This window comes from Brevibacillus sp. AF8 (genome assembly GCF_021270385.1).
In the GTDB taxonomy this organism is placed as follows: Bacteria; Bacillota; Bacilli; order Brevibacillales; family Brevibacillaceae; genus Brevibacillus.
On record NZ_JAGQDN010000016.1, the window covers coordinates 25,978 to 43,818 of the forward strand.

A 17,841-nucleotide genomic window follows, 5' to 3' on the forward strand; every position below is an offset into this window, starting at 1 on the left:
TATAAAAAGTAATAATTTATTGAACGAATGGGCTTGTCTCCTGCACCAGACTGGATGCACTACCCGATGCGCTTGCAGCAGGTAGGAACCAGTGCGAAAGCTCCCAGTTTTCCCGAGCATGATCAGTAGACCCGTACTTGTGGAGAGGATTGCCTATCCCGAATCGGTACGAACATGGTTTGAAGAGATGGCCATTCGACGAGCATGACACCTCGCCAGTATCCCGCGCCACCATCAATGCCGATCATATTGTCTCTGCGCCAAGGACCGTTGCCTGCGTATTGAGGCAATCCTGGAACAGGGGTATGGCCAAAGATGACAGGGAGGTCTCCATCATAATAAAGGTAGAAAGGCTCGCGAATCCATAGTAAATCTTGCGGATTTTGTTCCTGCAAGGGGATGCCGGGTCGAATGCCTGCGTGTACCAAAAGTGCGGCTGGAGCTCCTGTTCGCGGATCGGCTGGCAGCTCAATATACAAAGGAAGAGACGACAAGGCTGGCAAAATTGTTGGATAGCGAGAAAGGATGAATTGCCGGGCTTCTTCTTGCTCCTCCAAAGAAGGCATCCGATTAAGAAAAGCTCGCCGAAGCGCGTGATTTCCTAAGAAAGATCGAATGGTGGCATCGCCGCCGTTGTAGCGCAGGTATAACTCCGGATTGCCGTTGCCGGATAGCCAATCTGCAAGCATTTGCTCGTGGTTGCCTTTTAAGAGATAGACTTGGTTCGGATACGCCTGCCGAAGAGCGAGTAAATCGAGCAATACTTCCTTTGATTCAGGTCCTCGATCGATCATGTCCCCCAATACGAACAGACGATCACCAGCTTGGGGGGAGAAGGAAACGTCCCGCAGCGCCTTTTGAAAAGCCTGATTCTGACCATGTATGTCCGAGACCAAATAAGTAGCCAAACAAAATCACCCTCCTCGATTACCCGTTATGCCTTTTAGTAGGATATGTTTATGCAAAGTAGAGGGTGAAAGGGTGTGTCTCTTTCTCCGGCGTACAAATGGGTGCACATCTTTTGTGAATGGGAATAGAGATGCAGAATGAGTCAAATACCCATACGGTGGGAGGATCAAACGACAGATGGCTACTTCCTATCGAGACTATACATCGCCGAATACTCAGTTCACGTACGATATGAGAAATAATCTGTTTTTCAAAAAGGACGATCGGAATTTTATCGATGCCTTGGGGATTGCACAATTAAATACATTGGGAAACAGCTCGCTGCTGGATATTTTCCTGACAACCGGAAATGTTGTCGAGCCGCACATACATCAAAATGCAGCAGAACTGGTGTATTGCATCGCTGGTGAGGCCATTGTTTCCCTGATTAATCCTTTTACGAATCAATTGCTTAACTACCATATTAAACCGAGACAAGTTGCCAATATCCCGCAGGGCTGGTGGCATTATGAAATGGCTTTGACAGACGATACGCATCTACTGGCTATTTTTGATGCGCCTGTTCCTGAGGTGATCTTTGGCTCCGATATTTTGCGTCTGACTCCTGCGAGTGTGTGGGCACATACGTATTGTTTAGACGAAGCAAAGGTAAAAGAAACATTTGCGCCTATTACCAAAACAGTTGTGATTGGCCCGCCAGCAGGATGTCAGCAACAGGGGCAGATGCCAGATCGAGCTGCTTCAAGCCAGTACCCGTACTATGGCTATTCGAGTCAGTTGCCTGATAGTTACGGTTATTACGATGCCAACTATGTGCAGCAGGGTGGGTATGGACAACACCCAGTCTATCAACAGCCGACTGGTTATTTGCAATATGGTACGGACACTTACCATACCGGATATCCGCCACAACCCATTTATCCATCCTATTGAAGTGAAAGATCGTATCCTGATGGGCAGGTCTCCCAAATCCGGCATTCTTCTATTACAATCAGGAGAAGTACATTTTCAAAGAAGAAGGGGAGACCATGATGGATCATCTGGCATACTGGTTGCGGACATCTTCCTTTACCGTTGTATTCACCGGAGCAGGCATGTCGACGGAGAGTGGCTTGCCTGATTTTCGCTCGCAGTCTGGACTATGGCGCGGCAAAGATCCGATGCAACTCGCGAGTACACGCGCGATGATGGAAAATCGGGAAGCATTTGTAGAGTTTTATCAGATGCGCATTCAAGGACTGTTGTCTTGCAAGCCACACGCCGGACACGAATGGTTAGCAGAGTGGGAGCGTCGTGGATTGGTTCATGGGATCATTACACAAAATGTAGATGGCTTTCATCAAGAGGCGGGAAGCTTGGGTGTAGCCGAACTCCATGGCTCTCTTGCGAAAATCCGCTGTCTAGCCTGTGGGACCGAGTATGCCCATACACGTTATCTGGAGGATCAAGGGACGATTTGCGCATGCGGAGGATTTTTGCGTCCAGGTGTTGTCCTGTTTGGCGAATCATTGCCGCAATCGCAAGTCGATCAGGCCATCTCGTGGACGGAACAAGCCGATTTGTTCATCGTATTAGGCTCTTCACTTACTGTGAGTCCAGCCAATTGGTTTCCGCAGCATGCAAAAGAAAGAGGAGCCAAACTGGTCATTGTCAATCAGGAACCAACCCCATTGGATGCGTGGGCAGATGAGGTCATCCAAAAGGAGCGGATCGGCGACGTACTGCAAAGAATAGGACAGTCGTTAGGAGAATAAAAGCAGGCGTGCTCGATGGAAAGAGTACGCCTCTTCTGTTTGGGCCGGTTGACCTGCCTGATTGCTGGTGACGCTTCCTATTTTATTTTTGTACATGCGCCAATATTACTTACTATTCAATATTTTACCATTAATGAGATACTATTCCAATATTTGCTCCATCCAGTTGAATCACCCTAGAGCTTGCGCGAAAAACATGATACCATCGAGTGTAAGATTCATATGGCTTCTCGATAAGCAAATAGAAAAGTACAGGTGACGTTCATGCAAATATTATCAGTAGAAAACCTCTCCAAAGGCTATGGAGAAAAAGTATTGTTCGATAACATTTCCTTCCATATTGCAGAGCAAGAGCGCATTGGTCTGATCGGGGTAAATGGGACGGGAAAATCCTCGCTCTTAAAAATCGTGGCGGGCTTGGATACAGCGGATAGCGGGAAAATTGTTCACGCGAATCATTTTCACGTGGAGTATTTGCCGCAAAATCCCGATTTTGACGAAAACTCCACGGTACTGGAACAAGTATTTTACGGTGATTCTCCGCTCATTCAGCTTTTGCGTGATTATGAAACAGCGCTAGAGGCTGTTCAGGAATCGCCTGACGACGAGAAAAAGCAGGCGCGATTGTTTGCTGTTCAAAACAGGATGGATGCGGCTGATGCGTGGGAGAGCAACACGCAAGCCAAAATGATCCTGACCAAGCTTGGCCTACACAATTTTTCGCAAAAGGTAGGAGAGCTCTCAGGTGGACAAAAAAAGCGGGTAGCAATGGCACGTGCTTTGATCCAACCAGCAGATCTGCTCATTTTGGATGAGCCTACGAACCATATTGACAATGAGACAGTCGAGTGGCTGGAAGAGTATTTGTCCCGCTACAAGGGCGCTTTGCTGCTCGTCACCCATGATCGTTACTTCCTGGACCGCGTGACGAACCGCACGTTTGAGCTGGATCGCGGCAAACTCTACAGCTATGAAGGCAACTACGCGATGTTCCTGGAGAAAAAGGCGGATCGTGAAGAAAACGAAGCGGCTGTAGAGAGCAAGCGGCAAAATCTGCTTCGACGCGAGCTGGCATGGCTGCGTCGCGGTGCAAAAGCACGGACGACTAAACAAAAGGCACGTGTGCAACGGGCTGAGGAGTTGCGAGATAAAGTCGTAGATGGACCTGCTGCCAAGATGGAGATGGCACTCGGGGCCAGCCGTCTTGGCAAAAAGGTGATCGAGCTTACAAACATCCATAAAGCGTACGGTGAGCGCAAACTGATCAACGATTTCAGCTACATTGTCCTGCCGGGTGATCGAGTGGGGATTATCGGGCCAAACGGAAGCGGAAAAACGACGCTCTTGAACATGCTTGCAGGAAGAATTCAACCGGATAGCGGTTCATTGGAAATTGGGACGACCGTTAAAATCGCCTACTACACGCAGGATAACGTCGAGATGGACGAAAAGCTGCGCGTCATCGAATATGTAAAGGAAGCCGCAGAGGTTATTCAGACGAGCAACGGAGAGTCGATCACGGCCTCGCAAATGCTGGAGCGGTTCCTGTTCTCGCCGCATATGCAATGGACACCGATTTCCCGTCTGTCTGGGGGAGAGCGGAGACGTCTGTATCTGCTTCGTACGCTCATGGGAGAGCCAAATGTGCTGTTTTTAGATGAGCCTACGAATGATTTGGATATTCAAACGCTCAGTATTTTGGAGGATTATCTCGAGCAGTTCCCTGGCGCAGTCATCACGGTATCGCATGACCGGTATTTCCTTGATCGTACCGTAGACCATTTGTTTGCTTTTGAGGGGCAAGGAAACATCCGTCACTACTACGGCAACTACTCCGAGTACCTAGAAGAAAGACGCCAGGAAAAAGCAACACAGGTGCAAGAAGCGGATCAACAGGCAGAAAAGGCGCAAAGCAACAGCGGGGCTAATCGCGGCAACAACCGCACACGCAAACTGTCTTACAAGGATCAGAAGGAATGGGATGCGATTGAAGGCAAGATCGCGGCTTTGGAAGAGCGCAGCGTCAAGCTGAAGCAAGAGATTGCAGCGTCAGGCAGCGATTACGGCAAAATTGAAAAGCTCTACGCAGAAGAACAGCAAGTGGCGGCAGAGCTCGAAGCCACCATTGAGCGTTGGGCGGAATTATCTGCACTGGTAGAGGAATTGGAGCAAGGGAAATAATTAGTGACGTAGCCAGTAATTGAGGGCTGGGAATGCGACGCATCCACCTGTAGACTAGAGTAGATTACTAGAGTAGAGGAGTCGCTGTCGTTGCCTGCCTATAAGTTAGACCCGGAATGGGTTATGTCTTACCTAGAACTGCAAGAACATCAGCTCTCTTCCGAAATGCATCCAGAGGATAAAGAAGTGATCATGAACAAGATCAGGGAAATGACGTTATCGATCATGTACAAGCAAGCGAGAAGATTTCTTGTATACTTGGAATCGGATGAAACGGAAGCAGATAGAACGAAAAAGACTCATCTTATGTAAAGAAGACCCGCCTTGGATAAAAAAGAGGCGGGTCTTTTCATGTTTATGTTTATTGCTGTCTGATTCGAACGGGCGTACCAATGGGCACGATTTTTGCCAGAGCATTCACGTCCTCATTGTACATGCGAATACAGCCGTGAGATACATACTTGCCGATAGAGGAAGGATTGTTCGTGCCGTGAATGCCGTAGTGTGGCTTGCTCAGTCCCATCCAGATGGTGCCGAATACACTTAAAGGACCTCCTGGATAGGAGTTCGGATAGGGGACTTTGTTGATGATGGTAAAATCCCCTCGTGGTGTCGATGTGGCAATTTTGCCCAAGGCAACAGGATAAGAGCGGATGAGTTGGTTCCCATCGAATAGATCGAGACGTAACCTCGCAATCGAGATGCGGATGTTGTAGGACGGCAGCTTCTTCACCTCCCAGCACAAACGATACGAAATGCCGCTCTTACCATCTTATGAAAACCAACGGAACCGGTACCTTTTCTCTCGTGATTAATGTAGCTTGAAATCTAACGAAAACGTATCCGGATAGCGCAGACCGTCACGATAGAACAAGGTTCGCACCCAGACGTACATCCGTAAAGGAATGGAAGGAAAGACGATGGCGAGCTTTCCTTCCTCCAGGACAGGCAAATCGAGTGGGGATTGAATTTCATAGGGGACACCTTCTTGATCAAGCAACGTTTTGTAATGTTGGGCCTCGCTCCAGCTAACAGGATAATAAAATGATTTCTCCATCCAATTCCAACACCTTTCCAGGTTTCACTGCTTCCCATTGTATGTAAAACATTTGAGATAAAAAAAGAAACAAACGCCACAGGCATTGAAAAATAGGCAGTCCAATTATGTTTGTAAAGTGTTGACTGGGCAAAAAACGTCATGATTTTCCCAGAAAATGCGTGTAAAGTGGAAGTAAGCACAAACTGGAGGGACAAGGGAATGAAGCAGACGCACTTGCACTTTAACATGCAAATAGGCAGAAAAAAGCCAGTGAGTGTAAACAACACAGAAACGGCCTGTCCTTTTTGTGATCGAAACAGTCTCACCGATGTTTTGGAGCAGCGGGGCTCCATGATTTGGCTCATGAACAAATTCCCTGTTCTGGAGGATACACATCAAACTGTTTTGATTGAGTCGGATGAATGCCAAGGGGATTGGTCTGTTTACTCCAAAGAACATGTACGTGCATTGCTGGCATTCGGGGTAGAGAAGTGGCTTGAAATGGAGCAAAGCAAGTCTTATCGTTCCGTTCTGTTTTTCAAAAACCACGGTCCGTATTCCGGAGGGAGCATCCGTCATCCGCACATGCAGATCGTCGGACTAAACGACTACAACTATCTGGATCAAGTAAAAGACAGTGATTTTATGGGCATGATTATCGATCAAGAGGCGGGGGTTGAATGCAATCTGTCTACGCATCCCCGTGCAGGTTTTTTTGAATACAATGTCATTCTATCGGACTTTGATCGATTGCCGAAAATGGCAGACTACTTACAAATTTTAGCACATTGGATACTGACTCATGTCAATCCGCGTAACCAAAGCTACAATTTTTTCTTTTACCATTGGGGAGAAAAGCTGATCGCCAAAGTGGTTCCGAGGTTTGTTACCTCGCCTCTTTACGTAGGCTATTCGATTCCGCAGGTCGCCAATAATTTGGAAGATATGGTCGCCCAATTGCAACGACGATACTTCTAATCATAGAAAGGGTGCTTACGCTATGACGTATACGATCACGGCAAAAAAAACACTCACCTCAGAGGAACTGGCACAGATTAAAGAGCTGGTTGCGATTTGCAATGAACAGGATGGGATTGATCTCAAAGTAAACCCGGGGATGCTGGAAAAGCGTTCAGGAGAGCATGAAGAAGACTTTGCCTGTTATGCGGATGGAAAGCTGGTTGGCTTTTTAGGGCTCTACGTGTTTCATGGCGGTGAGGCAGAAGTGAGCGGTATGGTCCATCCAGCCTACAGAAGAAAAGGCATATTTACAGCGTTGCAAGCACAAGCCGCTGACGCATGCAGACGAAGAGGGATTCCGGCGCAGTTGTTTATCGTTCAGCGAGATTCGGAAAACGGTAAGTCATATATGGAGCGAATCGGCGGGGAATATCAATTCTCGGAATACTGGATGGATTTAGGGGACAAGCAAAGAGCAACGGTTTCTGGAAACGTGCTGCTTCGACCTGAGATCGCCAGTGACTACGAAACATTGATTTGGCTGAACGTCCATGGTTTTCAAATGGAAGAAGAACGCGCAAGGGAAATGGCCGAGAACATGGCGGGTGATCCCAAGGCTACCACGCATTTGATGATAGTCGATGATAAGGCCATTGGCAAAATAAGCGTAAACAAGGATGAGGGCAAGGCGTTTATTTATGGATTTTGTGTCCACCCAGATTACCAAGGGAAAGGATATGGACGCCAGGCATTGGCACAAACAATCGAGATGCTGGTGAAAGAGGGATACCACCACGTATCACTGGAAGTAGCCTGTGAAAACAGCAATGCCTTGGGGTTGTATGAATCATGCGGCTTTTTTGTAAAGTCGGCCAATGATTACTACAAGCTGGCATTGTAGCGCGCAAACTGCTTTTGAACATCTCCCAGGTTGGAAAACGCAATAGCTTCCATGCTACGATAAGAGAGAAGCAAGGAGCGTTGTAAAAAGGAGTGACTCACTATGAAACTGTTGTCCATCGAACCGACGCCCAGTCCAAATGTCATGAAGCTGAATGTCGACGAGCGTTTGCCGGATGGGGTCCAACATGTTTATACAAAAAAAGATGCGAGTAAAGCACCAGAACTCATGAACAAGCTCTTGGAGATCGAAGGGGTAACCTCGATTTTTCATACGGCAGACTTTCTCGCGCTGGAGCGAAAGTCCAATGCAGATTGGCAGCGTATTTTGACGGTCGCCCGCGAGGTTTTGCAAGCAGGTGGAGGAGCGGCTGTTCCTGATATGTCTGCGGAGGATGCGGGGGCATTTGGAGAGGCGCAAGTGTATATTCAAATGTTCCGCGGTGTACCGATGCAGGTAAAGGTGACCATGGGGACAGAGCAGATTCGTGCAGCGCTGCCAGAGCGTTTTGGACAGGCAGCCGTGCGGGCGGGATCTGCGTCGCCCAACCTTATCATGGAGCGAAAATGGGTCGAGCATGGCGTTCGCTATGGCGATTTGCGCGAGATTGGCGAGGAGGTCGCATTGGAAGTCGATGCCTCCTATCCAGAGAGCCGTGTGGAAGAAATCGTGCAACAGGCCATGGCGCTTGGTCCCGGGGAAACTCCAGAGCCAATCGTGCGTGAAAAGAAAGTCGTTACGCTGGAGATGCTCGATGATCCAGATTGGCAAAAAAGATATGAAGCGCTGGATCGGATGGAGCCTACCGAAGAGGATTTGCCTGTTTTGGAAAAAGCGCTTCGTGACGGCAAACCGTCGATTCGCAGGCTGGCGGTTGTGTATCTGGGCATGATTGGCGGCGATGATGTTTTCCCGCTGTTGTTTGAAGCGCTCCGAGATGATTCCGTCTCTGTACGACGTACAGCAGGCGATACCTTGTCTGACTTGGGTGACACCCGCGCAATTCTGCCGATGTGTGAGGCGTTGAAGGATAAAAACAAGCTGGTACGCTGGCGTGCTGCTCGCTACTTGTTTGAGGTGGGGGATGAAACCGCCTTGGACGCTTTGCGTGCCGCACAGAACGATCCCGAGTTCGAGGTCAGCTTGCAAGTCCAAATGGCCGTCCAGCGCATTGAAAGCGGCGAGGCGGCTAGCGGTACCGTTTGGCAGCAAATGACTCGCCGAAACGATTAGTCGCTGCTTCCAGTTGCATAAGAGCCCTCTATCAAGCAGGCTGAAGTGAAGTGCCCCCTGCTAAGAGGGCTTTTTTGTTCGTGTGTTCGTTGGTTGGATATACGGCGAATAGCGGGGCATACTGCTTCAAGAAGAGTGGTAAACAAGTTGGTTTATTAGGTAAATATTGGTATAAGTCAGTATAAAAATAGACACAGTTCAATAATAGTTGACTTCCACCTTATCCATCCCTTAGACTAGGAAAGGGTTTAGCTTATGTTATCAACATCGCTAGTGCGTAGGGGAGATTGTGTATGACAACCAATCACTATGACGTTGTTATTGTAGGTGGGGGACTTGCTGGTCTTTCCAGTGCCGCCTACCTGTCGTCGAAAGGCAAAAAAGTTGCAGTTTTGGAACGCGGTCAATTGGGTGGACGTGCCGTTACACTGAAGATCAAAGGATTTAACTTCAACTTCGGTGCCCACGCCATTTATGCTCGCGACAGCTCCGTTTTGAGAACGTTTGAAAAAGAATTGGGTCTGAGCATCGATTGGCAGGATTTCAATCCGACAAAAGCCAAGTACGATATTGGTAGCGATCTGACTGCAGTTCCGGCGAATGTACAAGGACTTTTCCAAACGAAGCTCTTAAAAGGCATGGACAAAGTATTGTTTACGTTTGAGATTTTGAAAACGATGCTAAAAATGGAGAAAGGCCATCCACATATGTCGATTCAAAAGTGGATGGAGAAAAAGCAAGTCAACGAAGAAGTGCGAGAAATGATGTTGACGCTTGCTTCTTCCAACTTTTTCACACGTGAACCTGAAAAGATTCCTTCTGACGTCTTCTTTTCTTACTACAGCCGTTTGTTTACAACGAATAAACCGGTAGCGTATATCGGTGGTGGCTGGCAAGCATTGATCAATGAATTCGTGCGTGTGATTGAAGCAAATCAGGGTACGATTCTGATCAAAACCAAAGTAGAAAAGTTCCAAGTAGAGAATGATCGTGTGGTTGGAGTGGTGACACCGGAGGGCGAATTTACGGCGGATGAATTTATTTGCTGTATTCCGCCGAAGGAGATGGCGAAAGTCTTTGCAGAGACTCGCCTGGAACATGCAATTGCACAGCATGCTGAATACGAGCCAACGGTTGTTATGGTGTATGACATTGGCTTGAAAGAGCGAATTGACGTACCGTTCTCCTACATCTACGAAAAAGCAAACAATATTTTCATTACCGATATCTCGTATTATGACCGCACTTGTGTACCTGAAGGCGGGCAGTTGCTGCAGGCGACTGCTTACATGCGTCAGGATGAAGTAGGAAACAAGGAAGCGGCCGAAATCCGCAAACAAGAGATTGAAAACCTGTATGACAAACATTTCCCGGGCTGGCGTGAACAACTGGTTGTGCCACGCGTTTCTGCTCGTGCAGTCGTACAGGAGATCAAATGGACCATGAATCAGAAGCCAATGCCGATTTTCATGCCGGATTACCGCAACCTGTTCTTCGCGGGTGACTGGTGTGAAGGACAAGGCCAGCTGTCTGAGCTGTCTTTCTCTAGCGCGATGAACGTTGCCAAGCTGATTTTGGAAAAAGAATAAGTCAATGACGAGCGGGTGTTCCTTGAAGAAGGAATGCCTGCTTGTTTTTTCTCAGTCAACGTTTCAAAAAGAAAAGCCCGCCAATGGAGATGGCAGGCCACATGGATTACGCTTTCTGACTATATACGTGATAAACGAGATTGCCGATTTGCGCCATGACGTTGGCAGCATCCTTTTGTTCGAGTCCCTTGTTTAAAATGGACAAAGTGACAGCATGAGAACCGGTGTAGAGGATGCCGACATCATGCGTGATTTTGGTCACAGAGCCAGTCTTGTTGGCGAATTCCCATTTCGGAATCATCCCGATCACATCGCCGTCTGGGTCAGGCAAAAGGAAGGGAATGCGGTCACGGTGCTGCTGAGCCTTCAAGATGGCGACCATTTTTAAACAGCTGTCGTAGGAGATGACTTTTCCTGTTGCCACGTATCGGAGGTGACTTCCCATGTCTTTTGCCGTTACCTCATTGTATCCTTCCAATTCGGCTGGGACGACCATGAGCTTGTTGTAGAAGTGACTGTTTGTCATTTCGGTTTTTTGCATCGCATTGCGGATGCTCTCTGTTCCGACGAGATCAATCATCATGTTCGTGGCTGTATTGTCGCTTTGGATGATCATCAGGGTAACCAGGTCGCGAATCGTAAATTCAGTGCCGGGGGTCATATGCTGAAGAACACCTGCACCGCCAACGAGATCCTCTGCACGCAGTTTCATTTTGTCCTCTAAGGCAAACTTGCCTGCATACGCCTCTGCAAAAACAGCTGTCATGATCGGGACTTTGATTACACTGGCTGCATAAAAGCGTTGATCTTCGTTGATGGATAATGTTTCACCGGTTTGCAAATCTTCGAAAAAGATTCCCCATTCTCCTCCAGCGTCCTTGATCAGACTGGATATTTGGGCAAAAAGACTGGATAACATGCAGACCCATCTCCTTTTGTTTCGATGTAGACAAAATTTTCTCAAGATAATATTATTTAGTCATGCTCCTAACAAGCAAGAAGAATTATTCCTAAGATGGGGGTTTTGCTGTTGCATAAGTGGAAGAAACTATCATTTTGTGCTGTTCTGTTAACCAGTTTAGCGTTCGCTGGCTGTGGAACACCGCAAGCAAGCACCACGGGGGAGACGACAGGTGCGAAGCAGGAGCAGAGTAGCGCCCCCCAAGTGATGCAGGTCAACCTGAACACTGGTGAGCCAAGCACGATCGACCCTGGACTGGCAGAAGATATCCCTTCGATGTCTGTTGCCCGTGCAGCATTTGATGGCCTCCTGCGCTTGAATGAAAAAGGCGAGCTGAAAGAGGCGGTCGCAGAGAAGTATGAGGTTTCCGCTGATGGTCTCACGTACACCTTCCATTTGCGAGAGTCCAAATGGACCAATGGAGATCCGGTTACGGCTCATGACTTCGAGTACGCATGGAAACGGGTTCTCGACCCGAAAACCGCTTCGGGTTACGCGTATCAGATGTACTATTTGAAAAATGGGCAAGCTTTTAACGCCAACAAGGCAAAAGCCGAAGATGTCGGCGTGAAGGCAACTGACGACAAGACACTGGTTGTTACACTGGAAAACCCGGCACCGTTTTTCCCGGAACTGGTTGCGTCTGTCACCTATTTCCCAGTCAACAAAAAAGCGGTTGAGGCCGACAAAGAGTGGGCTTCGAAGCCAGAGACGTACATTACAAACGGGCCATTCAGCTTGAAAAATTGGGAGCACAAATCAAAGATTGAATTCGAAAAGAGCGATTCTTACTGGGATAAGGACACTGTCAAATTGTCCAAGCTGACGTTGAACATGATCGAGGATGCCAATACAGAGCTGTCGATGTTTGAAAAAGGTGATCTGGACTGGGCGGGCTCGCCACTGGGCGATTTGCCACTGGATGCATTGGATGCTCTAAAACAATCCGGAAAGATGCAAGCTCAAGCGACAGCGGGTACGTACTGGTACATTTTCAATACGACGCAAAAGCCGTTTGACAACAAAAAGATTCGTCAGGCATTTGCTACGGCAGTCAATCGTCAGGAAATTTCCGATAATGTCGTACCATACAAGAGCACGCCAGCGACGGGTATTCTCCCGCCGACCATGGCACTCACGCCAGAGGGCTACATCAAAGACGGCGATGTAGAGACCGCGAAGAAGCTATTGGCAGAAGGTATGAAAGAAGCGGGGATCAAAGAGTTGCCACCGATTACGATTGCATACAATACGTCAGAGGTCAATTCACGTATTGCGACAGTCATTCAGGATCAATGGCGCAAAGCGTTTGGCATCGAAGTCAAACTGGTTAACAAAGAGAACAAGGTTCACCGTGAAGACATGAAGCAAGGAAACTTCACCATCGGTCGTGGTAGCTGGATTGGCGATTTCAACGATCCGATCAACTTCCTGGAGGTATTCAAGGGTGGACTGAATACATCCAAATGGGAAAACAAGGAGTTCCTCGATTTGCTCGCGCAATCTGCCAAAGAAGGGGATGCAGCGAAGCGTAAGGAAATCCTCAAGAAAGCTGAACAAATCGTCATGGATGAAATGCCTGCGTTGCCAATCTACTATTTCACCTATGCGTGGGTGAAGCAGGATAGCGTAAAAGATGTGGTAGTAGATGCACTCGGGTTCATCGACTTCAAGTATGCTTCCAATCAAAAGTAATCATGAGTCTGTGAGGGAGTGACTGGCGTGCGTCCGATCATTGGTGTGGCATGTACGAAAATGTATTTTCCAAAGAACGATCTCGACCAGTTTTTCTATGTAGGTTCAGGCTATGTGAACGGAATTGCCCGCAGTGGCGGTACTCCACTGATCTTGCCACTGCTGACGATTCAGGATGCTCCGTTTCGTGAGATGATCGAATCCCTGGACGGCTTGATTTTGTCCGGCGGTGAAGATCCTGCGCCGCATTTGTACGGCGAAGACCCGCAGCAAGGGCTGGGCGATATCAATTACGAAAGAGACATCACAGAGCTTGAGATTATCAAGATTGCGCTGGAGCTGAAAAAGCCAATCCTGGGCATTTGCCGCGGAATGCAAATTTTGAATGTGGCGTGTGGCGGCACCCTCATTCAAGATATCCCGAGCCAAGTACCAGGAGCATTACAGCATGCGCAGAAGGGTTCACGGCAATACGGGGCGCACAAGATTACGCTGCAACCTGGCTTTGTAGCGGATGCCCTCGGAAAGATAGAGGTGCTCGTGAACACCTCTCACCACCAAGCAGTCAAAGACATAGCACCGGGCTTTAAAGTCACAGGATGCGCGGCTGATGGTGTGATTGAGGCGATGGAAAGCCTCGACGGGCTACATGTAGGCGTACAGTGGCATCCAGAACGGATGTGGGCACACGACGACGACATGTTGAAGATTGCCGAGGCATTTGTTGCTCGGGCAAAGCAGTTGAAGCTGCAAACGACTAATTAGAATAGCAATGAGAGAAACCGTTTTGGGATTGCCCAGAGCGGTTTTTTGCATGCGGGAGGGCTTCCCCGTGCGGGTTGCTCCAGCCAATGGTAGAAGTGTAGTCAAACAAGGATAAATGTCAGGCAGGCAGAATCGAACTTCACGTAAGAGAATGGATTTTCGTGAGGTGAGTTTTTGAAGAAAATAATTGTAGTTATTTTGCTGAACGCGAAATGAAAATGATTTTGACATTCCGGAAGCCCTTGTATACTGAGCATAGAGGTGAGAGAAATGTTAAAGGTCGGAGACTCGGCTCCCGTCTTTACTGCGGCGAGCACAAAAGGAACCGTTGATCTTAGGGATCACATCGGCAAAGAAAATATCGTCCTCATTTTCTATCCGGGAGATGACACCCCGATTTGCACGAAGCAGCTATGTGCGGTTCAGGATCACTACACCAAAATCGAACGAGCAAACACAGTCGTTTTTGGCGTCAATCCAGGTGGCATGGACAAAAAGCGCTCATTCGCCGATAAGTTCCGCTATGAATTTCCATTGATCATGGATGAAGATGAATCCATTCGAAAAGCGTACGATGTTGGAAAAGTTCTCGGGCTGTTTTTCCAACAACGCATCGTGTACATCATCGGAAAAAACGGAACAATCTTATCTGCCAAAAAAGGAAATCCTCCAGTATCAGAGCTGCTACAGGTAATCGAAAACCAAACCTAGGACGTTCTCGCTTGCGTCAATGGAAAAAAACAGGGATAATAGAAATGAGAATGTATGTTTGGTGGGTATCCCTATGAAAAAAATTCTTCACTTGGATATTGACGCATTTTTTGCGAGTGTAGAGCAGTTAGATCGTCCAGAACTGCGGGGGAAGCCGGTCATTGTCGGGGGAACTGGCAATCGAGGTGTGGTATCGACCTGCAGCTACGAGGCACGCAAATACGGTGTTCGCTCCGCAATGCCTATCGCCATGGCGAGGAAAAAATGTCCGCAAGGCTTTTATTTGCCTGTCCGCTATAGCCGTTATATCGAAAAATCTGTTGAAGTCAGACAGATATTTACTTCTTATACAGAGCGTTATCAAACAGTAGGTTTAGACGAGGCTTATTTAGACGTGTCCCATTATGAAAATGCGGTACCCATTGCCCGTGATATCAAGAGGCGAATCAAACGAGAGACCGGACTTACTTGCAGCATCGGACTTTCCTACAATATGTCGTTGGCGAAAATCGCCAGTGATTTGAAAAAGCCGGATGCCTTTGTCATCATCCGACCAGAGCAGGCTTTGGATGTGCTGCGGTCGTTGCCAATTGGTACCTTGCATGGAGTTGGTAAAAAGTCACAAGAGCTGCTCGCGAAAAAGGGGATTGAGACGGTAGAAGATTTTTGGCGGCTTTCACTTGATGAGGCCACTACGTTATTTGGGAAGTTTGGTCGTTCTCTCTATTACCGGGCGAGAGGAGAAGACAATCGCGAAATCGAAATGGACCGCGCTCCGAAATCATTGAGCCGTGAAACGACACTGCCATTTGATTTGTTTGACAGGGATGCGATTGCTCCGATTGCCATCTCCCTCTTGCGTGAGGTCGAAGAGGACATCCGCGAAGAAGGGGTCGAACCCCAGACGATAACGCTCAAAATCAAGTACGCGGACTTTACACAGCGGACCAAGCAGCACAAGGCTGTGGCAGGGGCTAACTGGCAGGAGCTGTTGGACGATTTGCTCGACGTTTTTGACTATACAGCGGGCGTTCGATTAGTTGGCGTAGGGTTTTCGAATTTTGCCGAGCAACAAGGGGAGCGGTACGAGCAGCTATCGATGTTTTCGTGGAAGCTCGGAAAGTAAGGGAGGGAGAACGGTGGAGACAGAGAATGCCTTTCATTGCTGTGCGACCTGTATTCATTTTCGTGTGGAAAAAGGGACGGGAGGAGTCAGCTATCGATGCTCTCGTCTAACCTATGAGACACGTCCGGACTATCGATTTCAATGCTGGACTCCGACAGAGAAGGTCAAGCGACTGATGGAAGCACGGAAAAGTCAACGATAGCGACAAAAAGAGGCACCCCCTTCGTTCTGATCGACAAAGGAGGTGCCTTTTCTATTCATGTGTCAGGTCGAGAGGACCATCACTTCCTCCGAACCATCCATTTCGCCATTTGAAATAAAGCCGAACGACTCATACAGCTTGCGAGCGAACTCGTTTTCAGGATGAATACTCAAGTAAATGCGCGTACAGCTGTAGCGTCTGCACATTTCTTCAACGAGCATGTTCAAAAATTGTTTGGCGTAACCCTTACCCTGATGGCGAACATCAATCATAAAGCGGTCCAGCCAAATTCGACCATTCTCTCCTTCGATTCCGTGCATGGCATAACCGACAGCGATGTCTTTGTCATACAGACCGCATGATATCCATTCCGGTTCAAAACCTGATTGGGCGATGGAAAAAGCGTTGCTCTCGATGAAGGAGTGTTGACCTTCCTTTACAGTCAAGCAGGCAATTTGGCGCCAATTTTCTTTCGTAATTTCACGAATAGACAAGCTCAAAATTTCATCTCGCTTTCCTTTGTGCCAAGACTGGCAGAATTGCTTGCTTTTAATTGGACAAAAAGGAAAATGCCGAAGCCAAGGATGGATGCTGCCACAATCAGGAGGGCAGAGGATACAGGAAGTAAATCCGTCAATATTCCCCCTGCCAGTGGGCCTGCCACCATTCCGATTCCATGAAACATATTAAAGAGAGAGTACGCCGTGCCGTATGCGCCGCTTCCACCTTGGTCAATGATGGCTCCCAATGTAGCCAAGGTTGGCGATAAGGTAAAACCAATGCTCGCTCCAACCAGGGCCATTGCGAGCATTGCTTGCCAGAGGGAGTCCGCCCACGCCAAAAATGGCAGAAACACAGCCAGCGTCAAGATTCCGCCAAACATGAGTTTATACGGATTCATGCGGCTAGAAAGGGAGCCGGCAACTGGAGCGATCAGTCCGTATGCGAGTGTCATGACCCCAAACAAAAGACCAATCGATGTCGGCGTCATGCTGAGTTTCTCTGTAAAAAATACGGGCAACGTCGGTTCCAGCAAACAAAGGGAAATCTCAGCCAACAGGACGATTCCAGCGATAAAAATGACTTGCGGATTGCGGATGAATCCACCGACATGAAGCTTTTCACTGACACTTCTCGTCGTGTCTTCCTTCAAGAACAAGTAAACCAGCACAATGTTGATCACGGTAAAGGCTGCTGCTGCCAGGAAAGGCATACGATGGTCACTGATTTCAAACAACCATCCGCCAATCGGCGCTCCGAGCAAGGTACCGGTCGAAATCGCCGTCAATGCAATTCCCATAACAGCTCCGCGCATTTTGGATGGGAACAAATCCGCCAGGAGGGCAAGGGCAGTTGGCCAAGTAGCCGCAGCAGCAATGCCTTGAACAAACCGTGCGGTAATCAACAAGGCCATTGTGTCAGAGAAAGCAAACAATAACGTGGAAGCGGCGAGACCGAGCAACCCGATCAAAAGCATGGTCCGTCTGCCGATCCGATCAGATATCGGCCCGAAAATAGGGGTGGCAATGAGCATCGCGACCGCATAGCTGCTAAACAGCACGCCCATCATCGTGGAGGATGGCTGCAGATTTTCCGTAAAATAAGGAACAATCGGAATCAACAAGCTGTACAGCAGCATGTCGATGAAAAGGATCAGGATGACAAACAGTAGTCCGATTCGTTGTTGTTTGGTCATTTGTGTAAAAATGGACATGATGGAACACCTCTTAACTATAAAAACTATTTTTGTTTTATTGGTTTTCATGCAAAGAACAATATCGTGGTCTTCCAAAGGTAGCGGGATGACCACGAATC

General features: G+C 48.1%; 19 protein-coding genes. 13 read left to right on the forward strand and 6 right to left on the reverse strand.

The window, feature by feature from the left end:
- Positions 1–122: 122 nt before the first annotated feature.
- Positions 123–908 carry a metallophosphoesterase family protein gene (locus tag KB186_RS19385; RefSeq protein ID WP_232774199.1) on the reverse strand — a complete coding sequence of 262 codons (786 nt, stop codon included), beginning with the start codon at positions 906–908 and terminating at the stop codon, positions 123–125.
- A 178-nt stretch (positions 909–1,086) separates the two neighbouring features.
- On the opposite strand from KB186_RS19385, the gene KB186_RS19390 reads away from it, so the two are divergent.
- The 4 genes from KB186_RS19390 to KB186_RS19405 all read left to right on the forward strand — a co-directional run bounded on the left by KB186_RS19390 (position 1,087) and on the right by KB186_RS19405 (position 5,156).
- Positions 1,087–1,842, forward strand: coding sequence for a cupin domain-containing protein (locus KB186_RS19390; RefSeq protein WP_232774200.1), 756 nt, complete (start codon positions 1,087–1,089; stop codon positions 1,840–1,842).
- Positions 1,843–1,940: 98 nt separating this feature from the next.
- A complete protein-coding gene (locus KB186_RS19395) occupies positions 1,941–2,663 on the forward strand; it encodes an NAD-dependent deacylase (RefSeq protein ID WP_232774234.1) in 723 nt (240 codons plus the stop codon).
- Positions 2,664–2,927: 264 nt separating this feature from the next.
- Positions 2,928–4,844, forward strand: coding sequence for an ABC transporter ATP-binding protein (locus KB186_RS19400; protein ID WP_221868925.1), 1,917 nt, complete (start codon positions 2,928–2,930; stop codon positions 4,842–4,844).
- A gap of 90 nt (positions 4,845–4,934) precedes the next feature.
- Positions 4,935–5,156, forward strand: coding sequence for a hypothetical protein (locus tag KB186_RS19405; RefSeq protein WP_056490961.1), 222 nt, complete (start codon positions 4,935–4,937; stop codon positions 5,154–5,156).
- A 49-nt stretch (positions 5,157–5,205) separates the two neighbouring features.
- Here the strand turns inward: KB186_RS19405 and KB186_RS19410 are convergent, their stop codons facing one another.
- Positions 5,206–5,577 carry a L,D-transpeptidase gene (locus tag KB186_RS19410; RefSeq protein ID WP_056491162.1) on the reverse strand — a complete coding sequence of 124 codons (372 nt, stop codon included), beginning with the start codon at positions 5,575–5,577 and terminating at the stop codon, positions 5,206–5,208.
- A gap of 78 nt (positions 5,578–5,655) precedes the next feature.
- A complete protein-coding gene (locus KB186_RS19415) occupies positions 5,656–5,901 on the reverse strand; it encodes a hypothetical protein (RefSeq protein ID WP_007727802.1) in 246 nt (81 codons plus the stop codon).
- A 201-nt stretch (positions 5,902–6,102) separates the two neighbouring features.
- On the opposite strand from KB186_RS19415, the gene KB186_RS19420 reads away from it, so the two are divergent.
- The 4 genes from KB186_RS19420 (at position 6,103) to KB186_RS19435 (ending at position 10,566) form a co-directional block, all read left to right on the forward strand.
- Positions 6,103–6,861 carry a DUF4931 domain-containing protein gene (locus KB186_RS19420; RefSeq protein WP_173611522.1) on the forward strand — a complete coding sequence of 253 codons (759 nt, stop codon included), beginning with the start codon at positions 6,103–6,105 and terminating at the stop codon, positions 6,859–6,861.
- A gap of 22 nt (positions 6,862–6,883) precedes the next feature.
- Complete coding sequence (locus KB186_RS19425; protein ID WP_221868926.1) at positions 6,884–7,744, forward strand: GNAT family N-acetyltransferase; 861 nt, start codon at positions 6,884–6,886, stop codon at positions 7,742–7,744.
- A gap of 102 nt (positions 7,745–7,846) precedes the next feature.
- Positions 7,847–8,977, forward strand: coding sequence for a virulence factor (locus tag KB186_RS19430; RefSeq protein WP_173611520.1), 1,131 nt, complete (start codon positions 7,847–7,849; stop codon positions 8,975–8,977).
- Positions 8,978–9,270: 293 nt separating this feature from the next.
- The gene (locus tag KB186_RS19435) at positions 9,271–10,566 is read left to right on the forward strand and encodes a phytoene desaturase family protein (protein ID WP_221868927.1); all 1,296 of its coding nucleotides are present in this window, start codon (positions 9,271–9,273) and stop codon (positions 10,564–10,566) included.
- 106 nt (positions 10,567–10,672) lie between these two features.
- On the opposite strand, the gene KB186_RS19440 is transcribed toward KB186_RS19435, so the two are convergent.
- Positions 10,673–11,485: a serine hydrolase gene (locus KB186_RS19440; RefSeq protein WP_173611518.1), complete on the reverse strand. Its 813-nt coding sequence runs from the start codon at positions 11,483–11,485 to the stop codon at positions 10,673–10,675.
- Positions 11,486–11,596: 111 nt separating this feature from the next.
- Between KB186_RS19440 and KB186_RS19445 the strand changes: the two genes are divergently transcribed.
- The 5 genes from KB186_RS19445 to KB186_RS19465 all read left to right on the forward strand — a co-directional run bounded on the left by KB186_RS19445 (position 11,597) and on the right by KB186_RS19465 (position 16,026).
- The gene (locus KB186_RS19445) at positions 11,597–13,222 is read left to right on the forward strand and encodes a peptide ABC transporter substrate-binding protein (RefSeq protein ID WP_173611517.1); all 1,626 of its coding nucleotides are present in this window, start codon (positions 11,597–11,599) and stop codon (positions 13,220–13,222) included.
- Between the two features lie 27 nt (positions 13,223–13,249).
- On the forward strand, positions 13,250–13,987 hold the full coding sequence (locus tag KB186_RS19450) for a gamma-glutamyl-gamma-aminobutyrate hydrolase family protein (RefSeq protein WP_232774201.1): 738 nt from the start codon (positions 13,250–13,252) through the stop codon (positions 13,985–13,987).
- A 270-nt stretch (positions 13,988–14,257) separates the two neighbouring features.
- Positions 14,258–14,698, forward strand: coding sequence for a peroxiredoxin (locus KB186_RS19455; protein WP_173611515.1), 441 nt, complete (start codon positions 14,258–14,260; stop codon positions 14,696–14,698).
- A gap of 73 nt (positions 14,699–14,771) precedes the next feature.
- Positions 14,772–15,824 (forward strand): DNA polymerase IV, encoded by a 1,053-nt coding sequence (locus tag KB186_RS19460; protein WP_232774202.1) that lies wholly within the window; start codon positions 14,772–14,774, stop codon positions 15,822–15,824.
- 13 nt (positions 15,825–15,837) lie between these two features.
- A complete protein-coding gene (locus KB186_RS19465; RefSeq protein WP_048032230.1) occupies positions 15,838–16,026 on the forward strand; it encodes a hypothetical protein in 189 nt (62 codons plus the stop codon).
- A gap of 62 nt (positions 16,027–16,088) precedes the next feature.
- Here KB186_RS19465 and KB186_RS19470 read toward each other — a convergent pair whose 3' ends face one another.
- The gene (locus tag KB186_RS19470; protein ID WP_232774203.1) at positions 16,089–16,526 is read right to left on the reverse strand and encodes a GNAT family N-acetyltransferase; all 438 of its coding nucleotides are present in this window, start codon (positions 16,524–16,526) and stop codon (positions 16,089–16,091) included.
- On the reverse strand, positions 16,523–17,740 hold the full coding sequence (locus KB186_RS19475; RefSeq protein ID WP_232774204.1) for an MFS transporter: 1,218 nt from the start codon (positions 17,738–17,740) through the stop codon (positions 16,523–16,525). The genes KB186_RS19470 and KB186_RS19475 overlap by 4 nt, the downstream gene beginning before the upstream one ends.
- Positions 17,741–17,841: the final 101 nt, after the last annotated feature.